Annotated in this window: 22 protein-coding genes and 1 pseudogene; 9 read left to right on the top strand and 14 right to left on the bottom strand. The window is 46.8% G+C overall.

What is annotated here, in order from left to right; all coding sequences use genetic code 11:
* Positions 1 to 5 precede the first annotated feature (5 nt).
* From QUA62_RS10810 to QUA62_RS10775, 8 genes and pseudogenes are all read right to left on the bottom strand, one after another.
* Positions 6 to 194 (bottom strand): CPXCG motif-containing cysteine-rich protein, encoded by a 189-nt coding sequence (locus QUA62_RS10810; protein ID WP_006635525.1) that lies wholly within the window; start codon positions 192 to 194, stop codon positions 6 to 8.
* On the bottom strand, positions 178 to 639 hold the full coding sequence (locus tag QUA62_RS10805; protein WP_333403881.1) for an SRPBCC family protein: 462 nt from the start codon (positions 637 to 639) through the stop codon (positions 178 to 180). Before QUA62_RS10805 ends, QUA62_RS10810 begins: the two co-directional genes overlap by 17 nt.
* Positions 640 to 651: 12 nt before the next feature.
* Positions 652 to 1,011 (bottom strand): transcriptional regulator, encoded by a 360-nt coding sequence (locus tag QUA62_RS10800; RefSeq protein WP_333403879.1) that lies wholly within the window; start codon positions 1,009 to 1,011, stop codon positions 652 to 654.
* A 4-nt stretch (positions 1,012 to 1,015) separates the two neighbouring features.
* Positions 1,016 to 1,345, bottom strand: a complete 330-nt coding sequence (locus tag QUA62_RS10795) for a type II toxin-antitoxin system RelE/ParE family toxin (RefSeq protein WP_333403877.1) — start codon at positions 1,343 to 1,345, stop codon at positions 1,016 to 1,018.
* A 34-nt stretch (positions 1,346 to 1,379) separates the two neighbouring features.
* Positions 1,380 to 1,493: pseudogene (locus tag QUA62_RS10790) on the bottom strand (SRPBCC family protein); the annotation flags it as partial.
* Between the two features lie 117 nt (positions 1,494 to 1,610).
* On the bottom strand, positions 1,611 to 3,248 hold the full coding sequence (locus tag QUA62_RS10785; RefSeq protein ID WP_333403972.1) for a radical SAM protein: 1,638 nt from the start codon (positions 3,246 to 3,248) through the stop codon (positions 1,611 to 1,613).
* 205 nt (positions 3,249 to 3,453) lie between these two features.
* Complete coding sequence (gene lspA / locus QUA62_RS10780) at positions 3,454 to 3,975, bottom strand: signal peptidase II (protein WP_333403875.1); 522 nt, start codon at positions 3,973 to 3,975, stop codon at positions 3,454 to 3,456.
* Between the two features lie 222 nt (positions 3,976 to 4,197).
* Complete coding sequence (locus QUA62_RS10775) at positions 4,198 to 4,776, bottom strand: biotin transporter BioY (RefSeq protein ID WP_006635529.1); 579 nt, start codon at positions 4,774 to 4,776, stop codon at positions 4,198 to 4,200.
* Between the two features lie 382 nt (positions 4,777 to 5,158).
* Here QUA62_RS10775 and pstS point away from each other — a divergent pair, with 382 nt between their 5' ends.
* From pstS to pstB, 4 genes are all read left to right on the top strand, one after another.
* On the top strand, positions 5,159 to 6,343 hold the full coding sequence (pstS, locus tag QUA62_RS10770; protein WP_333282160.1) for a phosphate ABC transporter substrate-binding protein PstS: 1,185 nt from the start codon (positions 5,159 to 5,161) through the stop codon (positions 6,341 to 6,343).
* Positions 6,344 to 6,793: 450 nt separating this feature from the next.
* A complete protein-coding gene (gene pstC / locus QUA62_RS10765) occupies positions 6,794 to 7,750 on the top strand; it encodes a phosphate ABC transporter permease subunit PstC (RefSeq protein WP_333403874.1) in 957 nt (318 codons plus the stop codon).
* Positions 7,751 to 7,784: 34 nt separating this feature from the next.
* Positions 7,785 to 8,681, top strand: coding sequence for a phosphate ABC transporter permease PstA (gene pstA, locus QUA62_RS10760; RefSeq protein WP_333403872.1), 897 nt, complete (start codon positions 7,785 to 7,787; stop codon positions 8,679 to 8,681).
* A 141-nt stretch (positions 8,682 to 8,822) separates the two neighbouring features.
* Positions 8,823 to 9,623 carry a phosphate ABC transporter ATP-binding protein PstB gene (gene pstB, locus QUA62_RS10755; protein WP_190657593.1) on the top strand — a complete coding sequence of 267 codons (801 nt, stop codon included), beginning with the start codon at positions 8,823 to 8,825 and terminating at the stop codon, positions 9,621 to 9,623.
* Between the two features lie 231 nt (positions 9,624 to 9,854).
* On the opposite strand, the gene QUA62_RS29355 is transcribed toward pstB, so the two are convergent.
* Positions 9,855 to 10,118, bottom strand: a complete 264-nt coding sequence (locus tag QUA62_RS29355; protein WP_006635534.1) for an NblA/ycf18 family protein — start codon at positions 10,116 to 10,118, stop codon at positions 9,855 to 9,857.
* A gap of 135 nt (positions 10,119 to 10,253) precedes the next feature.
* Here QUA62_RS29355 and QUA62_RS10745 point away from each other — a divergent pair, with 135 nt between their 5' ends.
* Positions 10,254 to 10,850 carry a phycobiliprotein lyase gene (locus tag QUA62_RS10745; RefSeq protein ID WP_333403871.1) on the top strand — a complete coding sequence of 199 codons (597 nt, stop codon included), beginning with the start codon at positions 10,254 to 10,256 and terminating at the stop codon, positions 10,848 to 10,850.
* Here the strand turns inward: QUA62_RS10745 and QUA62_RS10740 are convergent.
* A complete protein-coding gene (locus QUA62_RS10740) occupies positions 10,791 to 11,141 on the bottom strand; it encodes a hypothetical protein (RefSeq protein WP_333403869.1) in 351 nt (116 codons plus the stop codon). The two genes, QUA62_RS10745 and QUA62_RS10740, sit on opposite strands and share 60 nt — an antisense overlap.
* Positions 11,142 to 11,267: 126 nt before the next feature.
* Between QUA62_RS10740 and QUA62_RS10735 the strand changes: the two genes are divergently transcribed.
* Together QUA62_RS10735 and QUA62_RS10730 are read left to right on the top strand one after the other, a co-directional pair.
* Positions 11,268 to 12,026, top strand: a complete 759-nt coding sequence (locus QUA62_RS10735; protein WP_333217391.1) for a phycobilisome rod-core linker polypeptide — start codon at positions 11,268 to 11,270, stop codon at positions 12,024 to 12,026.
* Positions 12,027 to 12,169: 143 nt separating this feature from the next.
* Positions 12,170 to 13,018, top strand: a complete 849-nt coding sequence (locus QUA62_RS10730) for an NERD domain-containing protein (RefSeq protein ID WP_333403867.1) — start codon at positions 12,170 to 12,172, stop codon at positions 13,016 to 13,018.
* A gap of 236 nt (positions 13,019 to 13,254) precedes the next feature.
* On the opposite strand, the gene QUA62_RS10725 is transcribed toward QUA62_RS10730, so the two are convergent.
* From QUA62_RS10725 to QUA62_RS10715, 3 genes are all read right to left on the bottom strand, one after another.
* A complete protein-coding gene (locus QUA62_RS10725; protein WP_333403865.1) occupies positions 13,255 to 14,220 on the bottom strand; it encodes an RluA family pseudouridine synthase in 966 nt (321 codons plus the stop codon).
* A 541-nt stretch (positions 14,221 to 14,761) separates the two neighbouring features.
* On the bottom strand, positions 14,762 to 16,210 hold the full coding sequence (locus tag QUA62_RS10720) for an ATP-dependent DNA helicase RecQ (protein WP_333403863.1): 1,449 nt from the start codon (positions 16,208 to 16,210) through the stop codon (positions 14,762 to 14,764).
* 337 nt (positions 16,211 to 16,547) lie between these two features.
* The gene (locus QUA62_RS10715; protein WP_333403861.1) at positions 16,548 to 16,928 is read right to left on the bottom strand and encodes a hypothetical protein; all 381 of its coding nucleotides are present in this window, start codon (positions 16,926 to 16,928) and stop codon (positions 16,548 to 16,550) included.
* 33 nt (positions 16,929 to 16,961) lie between these two features.
* On the opposite strand from QUA62_RS10715, the gene QUA62_RS10710 reads away from it, so the two are divergent.
* Together QUA62_RS10710 and QUA62_RS10705 are read left to right on the top strand one after the other, a co-directional pair.
* Entirely contained in the window at positions 16,962 to 17,147 is a 186-nt protein-coding gene (locus QUA62_RS10710; RefSeq protein ID WP_333217386.1) for a hypothetical protein, read from the top strand.
* Between the two features lie 199 nt (positions 17,148 to 17,346).
* Positions 17,347 to 17,967 (top strand): M23 family metallopeptidase, encoded by a 621-nt coding sequence (locus tag QUA62_RS10705; protein ID WP_445243744.1) that lies wholly within the window; start codon positions 17,347 to 17,349, stop codon positions 17,965 to 17,967.
* A 263-nt stretch (positions 17,968 to 18,230) separates the two neighbouring features.
* On the opposite strand, the gene ftsH is transcribed toward QUA62_RS10705, so the two are convergent.
* Entirely contained in the window at positions 18,231 to 20,165 is a 1,935-nt protein-coding gene (gene ftsH / locus QUA62_RS10700; RefSeq protein WP_333403859.1) for an ATP-dependent zinc metalloprotease FtsH, read from the bottom strand.
* Positions 20,166 to 20,347 lie beyond the last annotated feature (182 nt).

The following is a 20,347-nucleotide window of genomic DNA, read 5'->3' as shown; positions in this document are numbered from 1 at the left end:
GTCACTTATTCTTGATAGTCAGTATCTATTTCAATATCGAGAGTATCTTCATCTATTCTGACATACAGAACATTCGGGCGACAGCAAACTTGACAATCTTCGATATAAGATTGTTCCATACCACCGCTGATATCAACAAAAGTTGTACTCGGTTCGCCGCAGAAAGCACAGTAATATTCAGCCGTTGTTTGCATTTTTTTCGCACTCTCTTTTTGTGACTTCGTGGCGGTAGCGAAACATATCTGTTAACCGCATTTCCACCCACCAACCTAACAACAAATCGACAATCGGGCCGCCCGGTATTGAAAATGCGATCGCATCTGTCAATCTAGTCTTGCCATTTTCTGAGGTAAACTCGTGTCGGTGAGTCCAACGTGCCATCGGCCCCTCAGTTTGTTCATCAACAAACAAGCGATATTGTTCGCACTCAGTGTGAGTCGCCACCCATTTTACAGGAATCGGCCCCAATAACAGGCGAAATTCTGATACAGCACCCACATCGAGTCCCCCTTCGCGGCGAATGATTTTCACCGGTTGCCAAGGCGGAGTCAAAAGTTGCAGAATGTCCGGCCTTTCGTGAAAGTTCCAGACTGCTTCAACAGTGGCATTAATCAGCGACGAATATTTAAAATTGGGCATTGTATCGTTGGGCTAGACAGTTAAGTGCGATCGCCTTTCAGCATTTGCAGTATTATCCTCTGTATCAGTACAAACAGCAACTGTTAGTTTCAATCCCAAAGCATTCAGCCAAGTTGCCAGATTATAAATCGCATCACTTCCTTGTAGCGATAGCAATTCATCCAGTTTTTTTAAGTGCAATTCATATTCTTCTGGAGTCATTTTTGGTTGACCTAGAGCTTCAGCTACATCGCCCAGAGATCGTTTCAGCAATGCTTCGTCAGGTTCTTCGCCTTCATCTAATTCAAAATGAGTTTCGAGATAGACTGCCGCATAACTGGGGTTTTTTAGCCGTGCCATCAAAAAGTCATGATACGGTAAACTTTTAGGCATTTTTTTAACTCCTATAATCTGTCCAGTATTCTATTGCTTGGCGAATGTCTCGGTCTTGAGTGCTTTTATCTCCTCCGCACAGAAGAAGTATAATTGTTGTTCCTACTTGCCCAAAATAGATTCGGAAACCAGGGCCATAGTCTATCCTTAATTCAAAGACTCCATTTCCAACTGATTGACAATCTCCCAAATTCCCCAAAATAACTCGGTTAAGTCTTTTATTGATAATTGTTGAAATTTTGCTATCTCGGAGCGAATCATACCAGTTATCAAACGGCACTTGACCGTCTGAGGCAACATAACGCTGAATTTCCCTGGGTTGGACTTCTGCCATAATTGTATTATAGTATGTCGCTCCTCATCTTATCTTGAACCGGTTGCCAAGGCGGGGTCAAAAGTTGCAGAAGATCCCGCCTTTCGTGAAAGTTCCAGACTGCTTCAACGGTGGCATTAATTAGCGACGAATATTTAAAATTGGGCATTCTATCGTTGGGCTAGACAGTTAAGTGCGATCGCCACGTTTCAGCATTTGCAGTATTATCCTCTGTATCAGTACAAACAGCAACAGTTAGTTTTAATGTTTTGCATCCCGCTATTTCCTAAGTCGTCAACTGCAAATCCTTCGTCCTAAAATGACTCGTCGCCTCAGCCAAATGCTTCTTCAAAGTCGCCTCGGGTAGCGGCCCTTTTAAATGACTCCAAGGCAAAACCTGCTCCAATTCCCACTTTTGAAAAACATAATAATCCATTTCCGGCAACTGTCCCCGCAACTCCTTAAATGCCCGCCGATAACTGCCCAAAGTATCGCCGTAATGCCGCACTAATTCCAACAGCCGAGACAACCGCCGATCGCCCTTTGACAACAAACCCTGAATCACAGACCAGTTATAGCTTTCGGGTCTAAATTCTAAACCTAACTTACGCAATTCTTTATCTAAAAACTTCAGCCTCTTCTCCGCATCTTTATTCACTCCAAACCACTGAAAAGGAGTGTGAGATTTCGGAACAAAAGTGCTGCATCCCAAAGTCAACCGCAAACCGGGAGCGGCTTTTCTAATCGCCCGCATCATCGCCACCGTCTCCTCTAAATCCTCCATTTCTTCACCCGGGATTCCCGCCATCCCGTAAAGTTTAATTCCCTTTAAGCCACCCGCCTTAGCATTGATAGCAGCTTGGATAATTTCGTCATTTGTGAGTTTTTTGTTAACGATTGTGCGGAGGCGATCGCTCCCACTTTCCACCGCAATTGTCACCGATTTGCTGTCTCTGTTGGTCAATATTTCTGCTAGTTTAACTGTCACCGTGTTCGTCCGTACCGAAGAAAGACTCAGCCGCACGCCGTCGTATTTCGGATGATTCAAATGATCCAGCAACGCTTCAAATTCCGGGTGCTGGGTGACAGAAGCACCCAACAAACCCAAACGATTAGTCACAGCTAAACCGCGATCGATCGCCGGAATTAGCGAACTCTCCAAACTCGCAGTTCTAAACGGCAAAGTCAGATAACTTGCCAAACAAAAACGGCACATTTCTGGACAACTCCGAACCACTTCCACCATGTAAATATTTTCCCAAGCCGCTTTTTCTGTCACCACAGTGGAAGCAGATAAAGTATTGCCGCGATAAGTCTGTTTTTCAACCATACTGGGAATTCCCGAATCGACAGGCTGAATCGATTTAATACCCTCAGCCGCATCCAGATAAGTTACTTCGTACAAACTGGGGACGTAAACTCCCGGAACTTGGGCTAAATGCCGCAATTTAGTTTGTCTGTCGGCTTTACGGACTTCTTTACAAGCATCAATAAAATTGTCAATGAGATGTTCGCCATCTCCCAGCAAAATCACATCAAAAAAATCTGCAAAAGGTTCGGGATTAGCCGTAAAAACCGGGCCACCGCCGAATACTATCGGATGATTATCAGTTCGTTTTGACGCCCAAATCGGAATTTCTAGAGATTCCAATAAATTGAGAATATTTACATAGTCTAGTTCCCAAGAAAGCGAAAATCCCAGTAATTCTGGATTTCGGGGAAGTTGTTCGCGGATATCAGTAAATAAACGGCCCACTTCAATATCCGATCGCACAGCCAAAGTTGCCCACACTATCTGATAGCCGAGACTGGTAATACCCACCGTGTACTCGTTAGGAAAAGCAAAAATAGTCGGGATAGCATCAGCATCGGGCGTTGCTGGGGCAAATAGTAAGCGTTCTTGAGCAAAGGGATTAGGAGTCACGGGCAAATTTAGTTTTAACAATAGGTCTGTTCTTATCTCATTTTAAGCCATTACCAAAGTCATTGTAGGGTGCGTCAGGGTTGAATGTGGCGACCACAAACTAAGAATCTCCCCCGTGACGCACCCTACCGTTAGTTAGCTGTTACATCCGTGACATCCCAATAATGCCAATTCGTTGGCGAACTTCCTTCTTGCTCCTTCAAAGCTACTCTGAAAGAGAATTGCGATCGTCCTGAGTTCTCGGAGTAGTCGGAGTAGGCGGTGCACTGTGAAAAGTTGCAATCAGCAAACAGATAATCCCAGCATTAATAAACACATCGGCTAGATTAAATACGGGGAAGCGAATCAGCCGAAAATCGATAAAATCTACAACGTGGCCCGAAACAAATCGATCGATCCCATTCCCCAGTGCTCCCCCCAAAATCAAACCGTAGCCAGCTTGTTCCCAGCGGTTAATTCGCGGTCCGAACCAAGCCAGCACCATCAATCCCACACTAACGCCCAAAGACAGCCAGCGCAACCAAATCGCCCCGCCATTGCTGAACATACTAAAAGCGGCACCAGTATTAACAACATAAGTGAAGTGAAACACCCCAGGTAACAGCGGCTGCGTCTGCGGAGGAAGTGTCAATTCAAAATTTTGTACCACCCAAAACTTAGTCAGGTGGTCTAAAACTAAACTGATAACCGCAGCAATCCAGAACAAGGGATTTCTTTTAAAACGCATGAATTAAGCAATAGAAAATGGGGCATCGGGCATGAGAGAATTTACTCCAATCTCACTTGTCATCGCGAGCAGAATGCAGTGCAGCAAAGCAATCCGAGCCGCAGCGAGATGACTCTCCCGTTTCGCAATGTATAGTATAACCTTATTTTGCACAATTACCCGTTACATCTTCCTTCTTCCTTCTTCCTTCTTCCTTCTTCCTTCTTCCTTCTTCCTTCGCAATTAATAAAACATCAAGCGGCGCAAAGTAAATGACAGCACTGCGATCGCACAAACTACTGCCAATTGTCCCGGCAGGGGATAAACCGAATATTTAAGAATCTCATCGAATAAAGGTGTTTTTTTTGCGGGAGGCAGCCAGTAAGTAAAAATTAGATAAATTAAGCCGATCGCGTGCACAGTAAACAAACCGCACAAACAGCTAAAAGCCATAGATTCCAGCCGCGAAGCCACCTTAAAAGCCACCCAGCCGCACACCCAAGCACCAGGCACAAAACCCAGCAAATACCCAAAACTCGCTTCTTTGAGATAGCCGATGCCGCCGCCTTGAGAAAAAACTGGCCACAAAGTTAATCCTAATGCTAAATAGGCAATTTGCGAGAGAGCCGCAGCATTTTTCCCCCCCATGCAGCCTACTAGCAAAACGGCTCCAATTTGATAGGTAACACCTAAAGAGTACGCCTGAAGTCCTCGATCGTCCCACAACCCAATAGGAATTGTGACAGATGCAGGCAAAAAAGTGCCTCCTATCGTCAGGAGCAAACCAATAACAGCCCAGATTAATTCAATAGGAGCAGGCATTATCATCAAACGGCATTTGTCAGAACGTATAAGGCAGAAGGCATTTGTCAGATGCAAGCTTCAATGCCCGCAGCTTTTAAATTCTTAATACTAGCACTACTGTCAAAACAACCATCATTGTATGGTTTTCTGGTTCTCAAGCCTGGATCTTGTGATAATTTAATGGGGAATTTTTCGCGATCGGGCGATCGACTGCTTGTTTCCGTAGCTATTTCGCGGCCTATATCTTATAAATCCACAATCGTCAAGCTCATAAATAACATTCATAATATTAATTAATATTAATTTGCCATTAAGTGTAAAGATTCTTAACCTAACCTTTACTTTTGCGCGCTATGCTGATGCGGGACACCCATATAACGATCGCAGATTTTTTATACCTATGCTTTTTCGTCTCAACTTGATTAATCCAAACCGTTTGACTACTGCAATTTCCGCTATGGCGATCGCCCTGAGTGTAGCAGCTTGCGGCGGCGAGACCACAACCACGAGCAGCAGCCCTAGCCCCGGCGACACCGCAGCATCACCCGTTGCAGCTACCGGCACAGCAGCAAACACCAAACTCGCCCTAGCCTCAGACGTAGCCATCACCGCAGCCGGCGCCTCATTCCCCGCCCCTCTGTACCAGCGTTGGTTTCAAGACTTCAACAAAATCAACCCCAAAGTACAAATTAACTATCAATCAGTAGGCAGCGGCGCCGGAGTCGAACAATTTACCAAAGGCACAGTAGACTTTGGGGCCAGCGACACCGCCATGAAAGACGACGAAATCGCCAAAGTTCCAGCAGACAAAGGCGTCATCTTGCTGCCCATGACAGCCGGCAGTATCGTCATGGGCTACAATTTACCAGACTTAACCGAACCATTGAAACTGCCACGGGATGTTTACGCAGATATCTTCGCCGGTAAAATTACCAACTGGAACGACCCCAAAATTGCAGCGGCAAACCCGGGCGCTAAATTGCCAGCAGACCAAGCCATCACAGTTGTCCACCGTTCCGACGGCAGCGGTACCACCGCCGTCTTCACCAAACACCTGAGTACCATCAGCCCCGACTGGAAAAGTTCAGTAGGCGACGGCAAAACCGTACAGTGGCCCACAACTGGTACTTTTCTCGGTGCAAAAGGCAACGAAGGCGTCACAGCCCAAGTCCTGCAAACCGTCGGCAGCATCGGCTACGTAGAATACGGCTACGCCAAAAACAACAATCTCAAATTTGCATCTTTGGAAAACAAAGCAGGCACATTTGTAGTACCTACCGACGAGTCAGCTTCTCAAGCTTTAGCAACTGTGCCGCTGCCGGAAAACCTGCGAGCATTTATCGAAGACCCCGAAGGCGCTCAATCCTATCCAATTGTCACCTACACTTGGATGCTCGTACCCAAAACAGTTGCGGACCCCAACAAAGCTAAAGCAATCGAGGCGATGGTTGAATACGGCTTAACTGAAGGTCAAAAAGTTAGTTCCGAATTGGGCTACGTTCCTCTGCCCCAAAACGTTAAAGAAAAAGTAGCCGCGGCCGCTGACGGCATCAGCGCAGATTACAAGATTGAGGTTGCCCAATAGTAAGTGTTGACTGTTGACTGTTGACTGTTGTCCGTTGTCAGAGGGAAAAAAGCCCTTCGGCATTGCGCGTGCGGGTAAAAACCAGGAAGAACGAAGAGAGATATTTCTGTGGGGCGGGCTTTACCAGAAATATTTGTTAAAAAGTCAGGGGATTAATAAATCCGCCCCTCTTCTATGTAACAATCGGTGCATCTGTGTAGGGGCGGGTTTCACCAACCATAATTGCCTAAAATCAATAATCTGATAAACCCGCCCCCGCTTGGCCGGCAAATCGCCATCTACCTCTTTCACAATACAAGGGGCGGGTTTTACCAGAAATATTTGTTGAAAAGTTAGGGGATGAATCAACCCGCCCCTATGTGATTTGATTTATGGTCTTTGTTTCTGCTTCCTTCTCGCTTTTTCTGAAACAGGCTATTTTCCGCTACTATATATTTGGTTTTTTTTTCTATGATTTCAGATAATCAGAGCACTCAATCAGAGAGCAGATCGCGCTCTGGGGCAGAAAAATCCTTAGACCAAGGCTTTATCTGGCTGACTCGGATTTTGGGAATAGGAGTTGGGGTAATTTTGCTGGTAATCGCGCTCACCGTTGCTTATAGGGCTTTACCTGCGATTCAACAGTACGGTTTGGGCTTTCTATTTGGCAGTAGCTGGAATCCGGTTAAAGAAGAGTACGGCGCGCTGCCGATGATTTACGGGACGATCGTCAGTTCGGCGATCGCGCTCCTAATTGCTGTACCATTAGGAGTAGGGACTGCAATCTTCTTGAGTGAAGATTTTTTGCCGCTGCCAGTGCGTACAGCTTTGGTTTTTTTAGTAGAACTTTTAGCTGCCATTCCCAGCGTAGTCTACGGTTTGTGGGGAATTGCTGTATTGATTCCCATTATTAGCAGCATCGGAAAGTTTCTCAACAGTAACTTCGGATGGCTGCCGATTTTTAGCACTCCGCCTGTGGGCCCGGGAATGTTACCAGCCGGAGTAATTTTGGGAATCATGACTTTGCCCATTATTACTGCTATCTCCCGTGACTCTTTGGCAAGTCTCCCGCCCGAATTGCGGCAAGCATCTTTAGGTTTAGGAGCTACTCGCTGGACAACAATTTTTAGAGTGCTCGTACCAGCGGCTTTTTCCGGCATTGTCGGCGGAATTATGCTCGGGCTTGGTCGCGCCATGGGAGAAACAATGGCTGCAACTCTGTTAATTGGCAATTCCAATCAGTTAAGTCTTTCAGTGCTAGCTCCGGCAAATACTATTGCTTCTTTGATGGCAAATCAGTTTGCGGAAGCCTCCGGGTTGCAAGTAGCAGCTCTGATGTACACGGGGCTAATTCTGTTTATTCTGACACTGATTGTTAATATTTTGGCAGAGTGGATTGTTTCTCAAGTCAGAGCGAAGTATAACTAAAAGTTTGCCGCAAATTCCCATACATTGTTGATTTATGTCAAATCTCTCATCGGAAGAGCGCAATCCTTTTGCCTCGAATCCAGGCAGTTTGAAGAAGGTTAAAGGCAGTCCGCAATCGCTGTTCAATATCGCGATGACGGTACTAGCAGGAGCCTGTTTAGCAATTAGTCTTTTGCCTTTGTTTGCAGTGCTTTCCTACGTCACCGTACAAGGTTTCAATCGCCTGAATTTAGACTTGTTTACCAAGCTGCCACCTCCGCCCGGACTATCGGGAGGCGGTATTGCTAATGCAATTCTCGGTACATTGATGACGGTGGGAATTGCTTCTTTAATTGCTGTTCCTTTTGGCGTGTTGGCAGCAGTTTATTTGTCTGAATTTAGCAAAGGCCAAATCGCTCGCTGGGTGCGCTTTGCTACTAATGTCCTCAGCGGAGTTCCTTCGATTATTGCAGGGGTATTTGCCTACGGTTTGTTCGTGGTAAATATGGGAGGTTTTTCGGCAATTGCAGGGGGCGCGGCGCTGGCCGTGCTGATGTTGCCGACGATTGTGCGGACTACTGACGAAGCTCTACAAATAGTCCCGCAAGATATTAGATGGGCGTCGGTTGGTGTGGGTGCTTCTAATTATCAAACGGTGTTGCAGGTGGTTTTGCCTGCGGCAATTCCCGCTATTTTAACGGGTGTGACTCTGGCAATTGCTCGCGCTGCGGGAGAAACTGCTCCTTTGATTTTCACGGCACTAAATTCGCCTTTTTGGCCGGCAGGATTTGATAAGCCAACTCCGAGTCTTTCGGTTTTGGTGTACAACTTTGCAACGGTTCCTTTTAAGGCACAGAAAGAATTGGCTTGGGCGGCATCTTTGATTTTGGTGATGATGGTTTTGCTGACGAGTATTCTTTCTCGCTGGGCTACTCACAAAAAAGTGTATTGAGTGTATTGAAGGAAGAAGAGCCTTCGACTTGGCGAACGGGTAAAAAGAAGGAAGAAGGAAGAAGGAAGATTTTCCCCATCTCCAACTTTCGCACTCTCATCTTCTCCTTATTTTGTAAAATTCGATTGGATAGTTAGCTGTATGATGATGGATTTAGACAAGCAAGCGGAAACAGTTTTACGGACAGAAAATATCAATATTTTTTACGGCGGTTTTCACGCGGTTAAAAATGTTTCAATGGAGATTCCTAAAAATCGCATTACTGCCTTGATTGGGCCGTCGGGCTGCGGTAAAAGTACAATTCTGCGATGTTTTAACCGCCTCAACGATTTAGTTAGCGGTTTTCGTTTAGAGGGTAGAATTGATTACCAGGGTCAAAATCTTTACGATCCTGATATTGATGCTGTGGAGGTGCGCCGCAAGATTGGGATGGTGTTTCAAAAGCCGAATCCTTTCCCCAAGTCGATTTATGACAACATTGCTTACGGTGCGAGGGTGAACAATTATAAGGGGGATATGGATGAGCTGGTGGAAAAATCGCTCAGCCAAGCTTATTTGTGGGATGAGGTGAAGGATAAGTTAAAGCAAAGCGGTTTTTCTCTTTCGGGTGGCCAGCAGCAGCGTTTGTGTATTGCTAGGGCGATCGCGATTAATCCTGATGTAGTGTTAATGGATGAACCTTGCGCTTCTCTTGACCCGATTTCTACGATTAAGATTGAGGAGTTGATGCGGGAACTCAAGGAGAAGTATACGATTGTGATCGTTACTCACAATATGCAGCAGGCTTCTCGGGTTTCTGACCTGACTGCTTTTTTCAATGCTAAACTTTCTGACGATGGGAAGCGGTTTGGCTATCTTGTGGAGTGTGACAAGACTGAGGTAATCTTCCAAAGTCCGAAAGAAGAGTCTACTTTGGATTATGTGAGTGGCCGTTTTGGTTGATTCCGCGACAGGTTTTAAGCTATCGCTACACAAACAAAGTCCCTTTCTAAGAGATTAAAAATATTTAATTTGCTGAGTCTGGTAGCGACAAAAAAAAACCCGTAAAGCTTTTGTGAATTTAGAATCCCGCTTTCTTGGAGAAAGCGGGATTTGGGATTTTATGATTAAAAGCTCGATCGCACTTTTTGCAGATACAAGCCACTGATTTTTGTGAAGAAATGCTCGAAGAGTTCACATTTTCTTCATCCAATACTTGAACAGGTTTTCTTTGACCATGTTTTGCCGCATAACTTCGAGCAAGTATTCCTGAGCTTGGTCTTGGCTTAACCTTTTGACTTCTTCGCGCAGCACTTGAAGTTTGAACTGCTGTTCCATGCTGAGGCTGGTTGTAGGCATATCCATAAATCGCTCCTCCAGTTTGCTGAGATTGATGCGAAATTGATCGGAATGACGTTTCGCAGGATTTGTTGTGTCTCCTACATTGTAAACTATCATAACATTCCCTTGACAATATGTCCAAAGTAGACATTTTAAGACTAATTTGTGTAGCAAAAGTACATCTAAGTGAGGGGAGCTTTATCATAAAAAGGCGTAAAGACAGGGAAGCCTAAGCCAAAGGAGCTAGTTCGTATGGATGCCATGGAGTTTTTTCAAAGCAGTGCTGGGGAGTGGCGTTCTCAGCGCAGCACTCACCATCTCGCTTTTCGTCAAGCGGAGATTGGGGATTCAAATATTCAGGTAACAGCCCTGGCCGCAGATGACGCGCGAGTGGCGGAGATTTGCAAGATGCACGAAGTCGATCCGAGCCGGGCTGCTGGGGGGGCTTTTGTGACTTGGCACGGCTCGATGGCGTGGGATAAGGATGATGAGAATCATAAAGGGTCTACGGTGTTCGCGATCGTCCCCGATCCTGAAAATCCCCGCCAGGGCTTGATGTTGCGGGAACGCGGCTATGCGGAAATTGTGCCGGTGGCTGGCCGTTTTGAGATGGATGATGAGGATGGGCTGCTGCTGATTACCGAATACGAGACGATGAGTTCGATCGAGCGTTTCTGGTTTGCTAATCCGAACGTGCGGATGCGGACGAGTAGCGTAAAACGCTTTGGCGGTTTCAGCACATCGACTTTTTGTACCGAAATTCGGGTGCAACCAGACTCGGATGCAACATCAGAACCCGCAGCAGCTCAAGTACCCGCCAGCGAGTTTTATTCGGCTCTGGGCTGGTAATTTGTAAGCTCGTTCCCCAGCTCTTAAGCTCGTTCCCCCAGCTTTGCCTGGGAATGCTTGGCGGGAGCCGTTTGCCTCCTGTTTGACGAGCCAGAGCCTCGCCGAGCGGCGTTCCTGCCCGCTCCCGGGGAACGAGCCTTCTTTCTGCCTAAGTTCCCTCTCCCCTCTTCCTTCTCCCCTCTTCCTTCTCCCCTCTTCCTTCTCCCCTCTTCCTTCTTCCTTCTTCCTTCTTCCCTCTTCCTTCTTCCTTCTTCCTTCCCCAAAGTCAACAAATGTTACAGATTGTTGCAAAAATTCAGGAAAATCAGATTTAGATTGCGGGAATCCCCTAATCTGTATGTTGGTTAGTTGTATCCGTTATGCTGGCAGCTCACGGTGTCAACTATTTCTGAAATTTGAGATAACGGAGATTTTAACGTGGCGCTACCTTTATTAAGCTACGCCCCCAAGAGCCAAAACCAGCGCGTTGCTGGTTTTGAAGTGGGGAGCGACGAGCAGCCGAGAATTTTCACAACTGAAAATGTGCTCTCGCCTGGAGACATGGACAATTTGATTTGGGCTGGATATCGCCAGATTTACAGCGAACACCAAATCCTCAAGAGCAACCGCCAAAAGTCTTTGGAGTCGCAACTTAAGTTCGGCCAAATTACTGTGCGGGACTTTATTCGCGGTTTGGCGACTTCTTCTCCTTTCCTAGAGCGGAATTACCAAACTAACAGCAACTATCGGTTTGTGGAAATGTGCGTGCAGCGCATTTTGGGCCGGGATGTTTACAGCGAGCGCGAAAAGATTGCTTGGTCGATCGTAGTAGCCAATAAGGGGCCTCAAGGCTTTATTGACGAGTTGGTCAATAGCGAAGAGTACCTCGAAAAGTTCGGCTATGACACAATACCTTACCAGCAGCGCCGAATTTTGCCTCAGCGAGTTGGAGGGGACACTCCTTTCAATTTGAAGACGCCCCGCTACAGCGAATACCACCGTTCGCAGCTTGGCTTCCCGCAAATCATCTGGCAGACAAGTGTCCGCCGTTTTGTTCCTCAAGAACAGCAGCCGAAGGCTGGCGATCCGTCGAACTATTTGGGTATGGCGCGCAATATGCCCATTCCTACTACTCCGCCGCCGCGCGTGCCTCTGGCTAATATCAATATCGACTCGATGGTTCCCCGTCGCCGGTAATTGATACTGCCCTGATGCAATTATTTGTGTCGGGCGATCGACTGAATCGATCGGCTTTTAGGCTGAGAGAGTTTTGAGTCTTGAGTTTTGAGGTTTGAGTTTTTTACTAAACTTGGAATCCAAAACTCGGGACTCATAATTTTTTGTCATTAGGAAGAAGGAAGAAGGAAGAAGGAAGAGGGAAGAGGGAAGAGGGAAGAGGGAAGAAGGAAGAGGGAAGAAGGAAGAAGGAAGAGGGAAGAAGGAAGAGGGAAGAAGGAAGAAAAATAATTCGACCTTTTCTCATTGTCAACTCTAAGTGCATAGGTGCATTTATGCAGCCGCAATATAACGAAGATGCTGGAAAACCATTGCGCCGCCATGCTAAACAGCTTCGTACCAAAGCCTTATACAGGTACGGTGCCGCGACAGGGCTAGTGTTGTTGCCACTGCTGGTATACGCGGTAGCACCTTTTGCTCCTTTATTTTTGGTCGCAGCTATTGTGATAGGGGCATTAATCGCCCTTCCGTTCATTGAGGACGGGAAAACGTTTTGGAAGTCGTCTCAGAGATTTGACCAAGGGGCCTGTGGTGAAGAAAAGACTCAGCAAGTTTTGGAGTCGCTAATCCAATCTGGATGGATAGCTGAGTACAACTTAAGATTGCCGGAAGTAGGCGATATCGATGTGTGGCTGCGATCGCCTAAAGGAGTCAATTTTATCCTTGATGTGAAGTCTCACTCAACCGTAGTTATGTTGGATGGGGATGCGCTCAAGCGTCTATCTTACGGGAAATTGAGAGATTTTGAGAAAGACTTTCTGGCACAGATTGCCAAAGAAGTCACAGCTATCAAAAAAGCTAAGAAGTTAACCAAGGTCACTCCAGTAGTTGTATTTAGCGATGCCAAGGTGAGTTTTAGCAACACAAAGAAGATTAGGGGTGCTTACGTCATGGAACTGGGCAATCTGGTGTCAGGGTTGCAAGAACTCGATCGCTCCTATAAAAGTAGATAAGATGGGGAGAAATGAGACAAACCGCTACCTTGATATGTTTGACATCAACAAATTTGCACAGACCAGTAACATCCCAGACTTGCACTAGCATCTAAGTGATACTTGTGCTATTAAAAAAAGTTAAGGTAGAAACAATATCCTGGAGGGAATGTTGAACAAAGCAATCAAGGTAGATAAAATTCTCAACGCCTGATGGCGACTTGCCCTAAAAGCTTTGGTGACTGCTATACCAATTATCAAATATTAGCCCGCAACCGCAATATTTTTAGCAGGGTGTTGAATTGATCGGGCAAAGGTGCGATCGCCTCTATTAATTCTCCTGTGACGGGATGCTGCAATGTCAGCCGCCATGCGTGGAGGGCTTGTCCGGTTAAATTGACGCCGATAGAACGATTGGAACTGTACATCGGGTCGCCCACAATCGGATGTTTTATTTCCGCTGTATGCACGCGAATTTGATGGGTGCGGCCGGTTTCTAATTGATAGTGCATTAAGCAATAGTTGCCGATTCTTTCTTTGATTGTCCAGTGAGTAACTGCGGGGCGACCGCCTTTTTCTACTAGTACTACCGCCATTTTTTTGCGGTCTGTGGGATGCCGCCCGATGGGTAGGTCTATTGTGCCTGTTTCACTGCTGGGAGTTCCGTAAACTACGCCTAAATATTCGCGGCGGGCGGTTTTGGTTTTGAGTTGGGCTTGGAGGTGTTGGTGGGCTATGTCGGTTTTGGCGATCGCGATCGCACCCGTTGTATCTTTGTCTAATCTGTGTACGATTCCCGGCCGCTGAACTCCGCCTATTTCTGCTAGGGGACAGTGGGCTAACAGAGCGTTGACTAATGTACCGTCTTGGTGTCCGGCGGCTGGGTGGACGACTAATCCGGCTGGTTTGTTAATGATAATTAGGCTGTCGTCTTCGTAGAGAATGTCGAGGGGGATTGCTTCGGGCTGCAAGTTTGTGGCTTGGATTTCAGGTAGGATAATTTGGATGCGATCGCCCGTTTTTACTGATATTTTTTTCGAGGTGCAGGTTTCGTCGTTGACTTTGACGTTGCCTTGTGATATGAGAGTTTGGATTCGCGATCGGGATAAGTCCGGTATCTGGTTTGACAGCCAAATATCTAATCGCTGATTGACATTACTGCGATCGAATTCCTCTGTATTTTCTACTGTGTAAATCTGTGCCGCAGTGTCTGTTTCTATCATCAGAAAAATGGGTAGAAACCCCGTGCTAAAAGCACGGCTTTACATTAATTTAAATCCCCTCGCGGGGTGGAGGGGTATGGTTGCCCCTCCGATGAGGTATGGTTGCCTCAAACTCCCATTTCTGGGGTAAAGTTAGCTTCGCCAAGGTTTTCTGAGCTTGTTAGGCTAGCAGCACTACTTCAGTGACCTTAAAGTTGTTTAACTACTAGCGACAGAGCAGGGGACTAGCTTCGCATCCGCCCGGTGTCGTGACTCAAAAAACGTAGTCAGTTAAGACTTAGGCTGGGCAGGATGGCTTGTTAGATTTCTCTTTCAAGCCTCATGCCTTTAGGCTGAGGTTCCTGACTTACTTTTTACTATTTTTTGCCAAGTGTGTAAAGCAAATATCCTCATCATAACATCTGTGAGTTAGTTCGCGATCGCACGGCTAGCGAGAAACCGGTTTTTTTCACCGCAATACTTCCTTTGGGCCCGCAGACTGGGTAAAAAACCCGGTTTCTTTGGTCGGAGTGGTTAAGTCGTTTGAGTATAATCGTCAATTCTATCGACAATTATCGCAGTGGCCGCAGCGCATTGATGTAGCTTCCTTGGTAAAACCAAAAGCTTGCAGCAAAAATTGCCACCTGCACTCTCGATGTTTGAGATATTTTGCCATTTCTTCCGCTGCGCTAAAGTTTTGTTTTTCCCCTTTTTGCTGTGGAGATTTATTGATCGCATAATTAAAAGGATCTTGCCATGTTAATTGTCCGCTGCTGTGCAAGATTGAAAGGGCGAGATCGCTTTCGGGAAATTCACGAGAAACTGCTTCTATATCGCCTTTAACTGGCAGTTTTTTGGCTAATTGCTGAGCTTCTCGGTATTGCGATCGCAATTTATCTTGAAAAAATTGCCCTCTTTGTTTATCTTCAGGATAAAGCAAACCCGTCGGTTCGCTAATCAATGTCAGGGCGATCGCCGATTTGCCGTCGCGTCCGCCTCTACCAATTTCCTGAATGTATTCCGATAATAGCAAAGGTGCTTGAAAGTGAACAACCCACCGGACATCTGGCTTATTAATTCCCATCCCGAATGCTGACGTACAAGTCACGAATTTAAGCTCATTGTTCAGCCAAGCTGTTTCTATTTTTCGTCGTGATTCTGGACTCAAACCTGCATGATATGCTGCTGTTTCATAACCTGCTGCGTCCAACAAATCCGCCAAATTTTCGCTATCTTTTCGGGTGCGGACATAGACTAAACCTGCTTGTTTTTGTCGCTCTTTGATAAAATTTAATAATTGCTGCTTGCGTCCTCTCGGCGTCCAGACAGTCTGCACTTGCAGGTGCAGGTTAGAACGGTAGGGACTTAGCAGAAAGGCTTCTGGTTTTTGCAGTTGCAAGACATTTTTGATTGTCTGCTGTGCTTCCGGGTTTGCGGTAGCGGTGAAAGCGGCGAGCGCAATTTTACTGTTTGCTGGTTTAGCTTTCAACAAAGCAGGTCGGACTGTTCCCAAACGGCGGTAAGCTGGTCGAAAAGTATCACCCCACTGCACTAAACAGTGAGCTTCATCTAATATTAAACCGTTGATTTGGATGTGCGGCTGACTGATAATTTCCCAAACAGGCTTGCTGAGTAACGTTTCGGGAGACAGGTACAGCAATCTTAATTTGTTTTGTTGCAGCGATTGCATAGTTTGTCGGCGCTGCGCTGTTGGCAATTGACTGTGGAGGAGGGAAGCAGGAAGATTGCGATCGCGCAATTCTTGCACTTGATTTTCCATCAGTGCGACTAACGGCGAAACAACCAAAGTTAAGCCTGTTTGCAACAAAGCTGGCAGTTGAAAGCAGATTGATTTGCCGCCACCTGTCGGCATAATTATAATTGTATCTTTTCCGGCTAATAAACTACCGACGATTTCTCCTTGGGGTGGTCGAAAGTCGTCGTATCCCCAGATTTTTTGGAAGGCGGCGCGGGCTTGATTTAATGATATTGGTTCTGGTTGGTATTTCATTTGATTTATCCCCAAATCAGACGTAAGGTGAGCAGTGCGTGCCCTACATAATTAGTGAATCTGAGGCCGTAGGGTGCGTCAGCAACAATACGATCTGTATTTAGCGAAGATTGTACAACTGACGCACCCTACAATAACTATTCTTAAAATTATCTGCGTTTATCTGTGTTTATTTGCCTTACATCTGCGGTTGACCGGCCCTATCAAAGATTTATGTAATTGCTCGTCTATTTTAGATTTTGAGTTTTGGATTTGAGACGATCGTCCATTCTAGAACCCTGCGAATCCCGGAATATCTTCAGCAATCCAAAATCCAAAATCCAAAATCTAAAATCGCCTAAGATTGAGCGTCTCGGCGGCCGAGTTCGTAAACGCCGCCGCCAATACAGGCGATCGTACCCATAGATACCGCCCAACCAGTACCCAGAGAAAATTCTACGCCCCAATTGCACAATCCGCCCGCAATCAAAAAGGGCAGAATGCTCAACAGCGAAGCGTAAAAGGCATTTTGAGCTTCTCTCGCTTGGCGGGTTCTTTCAAACTCGGCTTCCGAGGTGTAGAGCGATCTCTCGGCAAAATTCATCCAGCGGTTGAGTTGCAGGATTACCCATTCTGTCAGGGGCGACAGGCCCCAGTACAGGGCCAAAGACCACAAGGACGCACCGGCGATCGCAGTTGCGTCTATGGCAAAACTAAAGGGAAAAATTTCAGTAAGCATTGCTTGATGTTTGTGATGAATTTGAGATTTTGGATGTTATCCAAAATCTCCGAACTTAACTATAGTGTCAAGCAAAAGCTCGATCGAATTCAACCGCAGCAGCAATTCCTCGGCCAATTTTTTTTTATCACCCCTGGGCATTTTCCCGGAAGCCTTGACACGGGTTTTGGATGGAGTAAGATACACGTTGTTATTAAACTGATTCGCGATCGCGGGTAGAGCTCAAAGCCAATCTTGCAGCGAATTGGCATAACTTACCATCTTGCACCTCAGAAACGGGCTCTCCGGCCCACCCCACAAAGAATGATTTTTTTGTGGCGTGGGCCGGAAAGCCCGACCCTGAAAGCTTTATTGACATTGGTGCAAGATGTGAGCCTAACAGACAACGCACACTCGCACACACATTTAACTTTGAGCCGTGAAAAAAATCCTGCAAAACTCTAGAGGCCCGCTGACGGCAAAACGCTTTTTTCGTCTCAGACAGATGCTGCTGCTGGCACTTTCGATCGGCATTGTTTTGATCAGCCCTTATTTGCAGCAGCAGGTAGTCAAAGCTCAGTCAGGCTTACCAAACAGAGTAGCGACGGGTAATTTGTGGCAAGAAGCTTCTTTTCCAGTCGAAAACTTTGAAACATACACTTCCGCCTTCGGCCCCCGTGGCGGGGATTTTCATTACGGTTTGGACTTGGCCGCCCCGGAAGGCAGCTATATCCGCAATTGGTGGGGCGGGCAAATTGTGGAAGTTTGGGAAGATGGCCGATGCGGCACTGGTATGGTGGTGCGATCGGGAAATTGGGAACACATCTACTGTCACCTCAGAGGCCGAGTGCTAACAGCTAACGGCGGGCGTTATTATACCGATAGCGAAGGTACCGTGCAAATTTGGCAAGGTCAAACAGTGCCTGCGGGTGCGAGAATTGCCAGAGTTGGGATGACGGGCCGCACGAGTGGGCCTCACTTGCACTGGGGATTGAAGTACGGCGGCCGCTGGGTAGACCCGGCTTTGGTACTTCGGGAAATGTACGCGCAACAATCTTAATTTCTCATTAGTTAGTAGTGATAGCAATCCTCGCATCATTTGTTAATTTCTTACTCCCTCCCCTTCGTAAGGGGAGGGTTGGGGTCGGGTAAAAATTTACGACTCCTGCAAGGATTGCTATAGTAGTCATTAGTAATTAGTTAAAAGTCATTTTTTTGAGTTTGTAGTAAGGACTAAAGTCCTTATTTTTTGGAGAATGAGGAATAAAGTCATCACTACAAACTTGAATAACTAATGACTAATGACCAATGACTAATGACTCTTTACGTTGGTGCCAACTCTTTTTTGGTCAACTGGGTGTACCGCTCGACAATTTGGCGGAATTCGTCGCCGTCGATGGTTTCTTCATCCAACAGCGCTTCTACAAGTTTGTCTACCAAAGCTCGGTTTTCGCGGATAATCCGGCGAGCTTCTTCGTAGCACTCACAGGCAATTTCCCGGACTTGGCGATCGATCTTGATTGCCATGTCTTCGGAATACTCGGATCGCGAATTCCAATTCTGGCCTAAAAACACCTCATTGTTCGGACTCTCCAAAGCCACAGGCCCCAAATCCGACATTCCGTAAAGCGTTACCATCTCCCTCGCGAGACTGCTAACTTTTCTGAGATCACTACCGGCACCGGTGTCGATTTCAGCATCGCCATAAATTTCGGCCTCCGCCGCTCGTCCCCCCAAAGCTACTTTAATTCGGTTTAGCAGCAAAGCCCGACTCCTCAAACCTTCGCTGTCGAGCATTTCGTCATCGAGTACAAAGCTAGTAAAGCCTTCGATGCCGCCGGAACGGGGAATAATCGTTACTTTTTCCACCGGGTCAGCATTTTTGAGCATGGTCGCGACTAAGGCGTGTCCAACTTCGTGGTATGCTGTCATCCACTTTTTCTTGCTGTCCAGCAGCGGGTTGAGGGTAAGCCCGATCGTAATTCGGTCGATCGCGTCGTGAACTTCTAGGTTAGTAATCGTATCTTTGCGACGCCTCGCTGTGAGAATAGCTGCTTCGTTGAGCAAGTTTGCCAAGTCGGCGCCGGAAAAGCCGGGAGTGCGGCGGGCGATCGTGTCTAGGGCAACTTCTGGGTCGAGTTTTTTGTTGCGCGCGTGAACTTGCAAAATCCCCAAACGCCCTTTGTAACTGGGTAAATCTACCGTTACTTGCCGATCGAACCTGCCGGGCCGCAGCAGGGCGGTATCGAGTACGTCGGGCCGGTTAGTAGCTGCAATCACAATCACGCCGCTGTTACCCTCAAAGCCGTCCATTTCTGTCAACAACTGGTTGAGAGTTTGTTCGCGTTCGTCGTTGCCGCCGCCGATACCAGCGCCGCGCTGCCTTCCTACGGCGTCTATTTCGTCGATGAAGACGATGCAGGGCGAATTTTCTTTAGCTTTGCGGAACAAGTCGCGGACGCGGGAGGCGCCGACTCCGACAAACATTTCGACAAATTCGGAACCGGAGATGCTGAAGAAGGGGACGGCTGCTTCGCCTGCGATGGCTTTTGCCAGCATTGTTTTGCCGGTTCCTGGAGGCCCGATTAACAGAACTCCTCTGGGAATTTTGGCGCCGATGGCGTTGAAGCGTTCGGGTTTTTTGAGGAAGGTTACGACTTCTTGCAGTTCTTCTTTAGCTTCTTCGATGCCTGCTACGTCGTCGAACATCACGCCGGTTTTAGCTTCCATTTGGAAACGAGCTCTGGATTTGCCGAAGTTCATGGCATTTCCTTGAGATTGGGTCGATCGGCGCAGGATGGCCATCAACACTGCCAACACTGCAAAAATCACTAGCAAGTTTACTACTAAACTGACTGCGGCGGCGTTGTCGGCTGTTTGTTTGACTTCAAAGTCAATCTTTTTGGCACGGATTTGCGAGTACAGTTCTCGGTTGTTGTAGTCGAACAGACTAACTGATTGGGTCTGATCGCTTTTTTGATTTTTTAGCCTAACCTTGGCAGTTTTTTGAGTTTCGTCTACTTCGATTTTACTGATTTGCCCTTTTTCTATGTTGTCGATCAGTTGGCTGTAACTCATGGTGTTTGGCGCGCTGTCGGCAAACACCGGGGTCGAGAGCAATATTCCTTGAGAAATCACCAAACTGCCCAGGATGCGCCAAAGATTCCGTCCTGGAATTGATTTTTTAGGATTCTGGCTCGACTTGTCTTTGTTTACAGCTAGATGCCCCAGCCATGCGTGTTTCCAAGAATTTTTCATATTGCTTTGCCCAATGTTGAAGACTGCCAAGATTGACCGCTTTTAGTTTGCTACGTTCATTTATTTTAACAAGATGGCGGGTGTTGGATGGGTTTATCTCTCGCGGGGATCTTAAGAGGCGCCTCAAAATAGCGGTTTGTAAACGATCCGAGTCTGTTTTCCCTTACCGGGCGAGCACTCAC

This window comes from Microcoleus sp. MON1_C1, assembly GCF_036701945.1.
Lineage (GTDB): Bacteria > Cyanobacteriota > Cyanobacteriia > Cyanobacteriales > Microcoleaceae > Microcoleus.
This window is presented reverse-complemented; position numbering and strand designations above follow the sequence as displayed.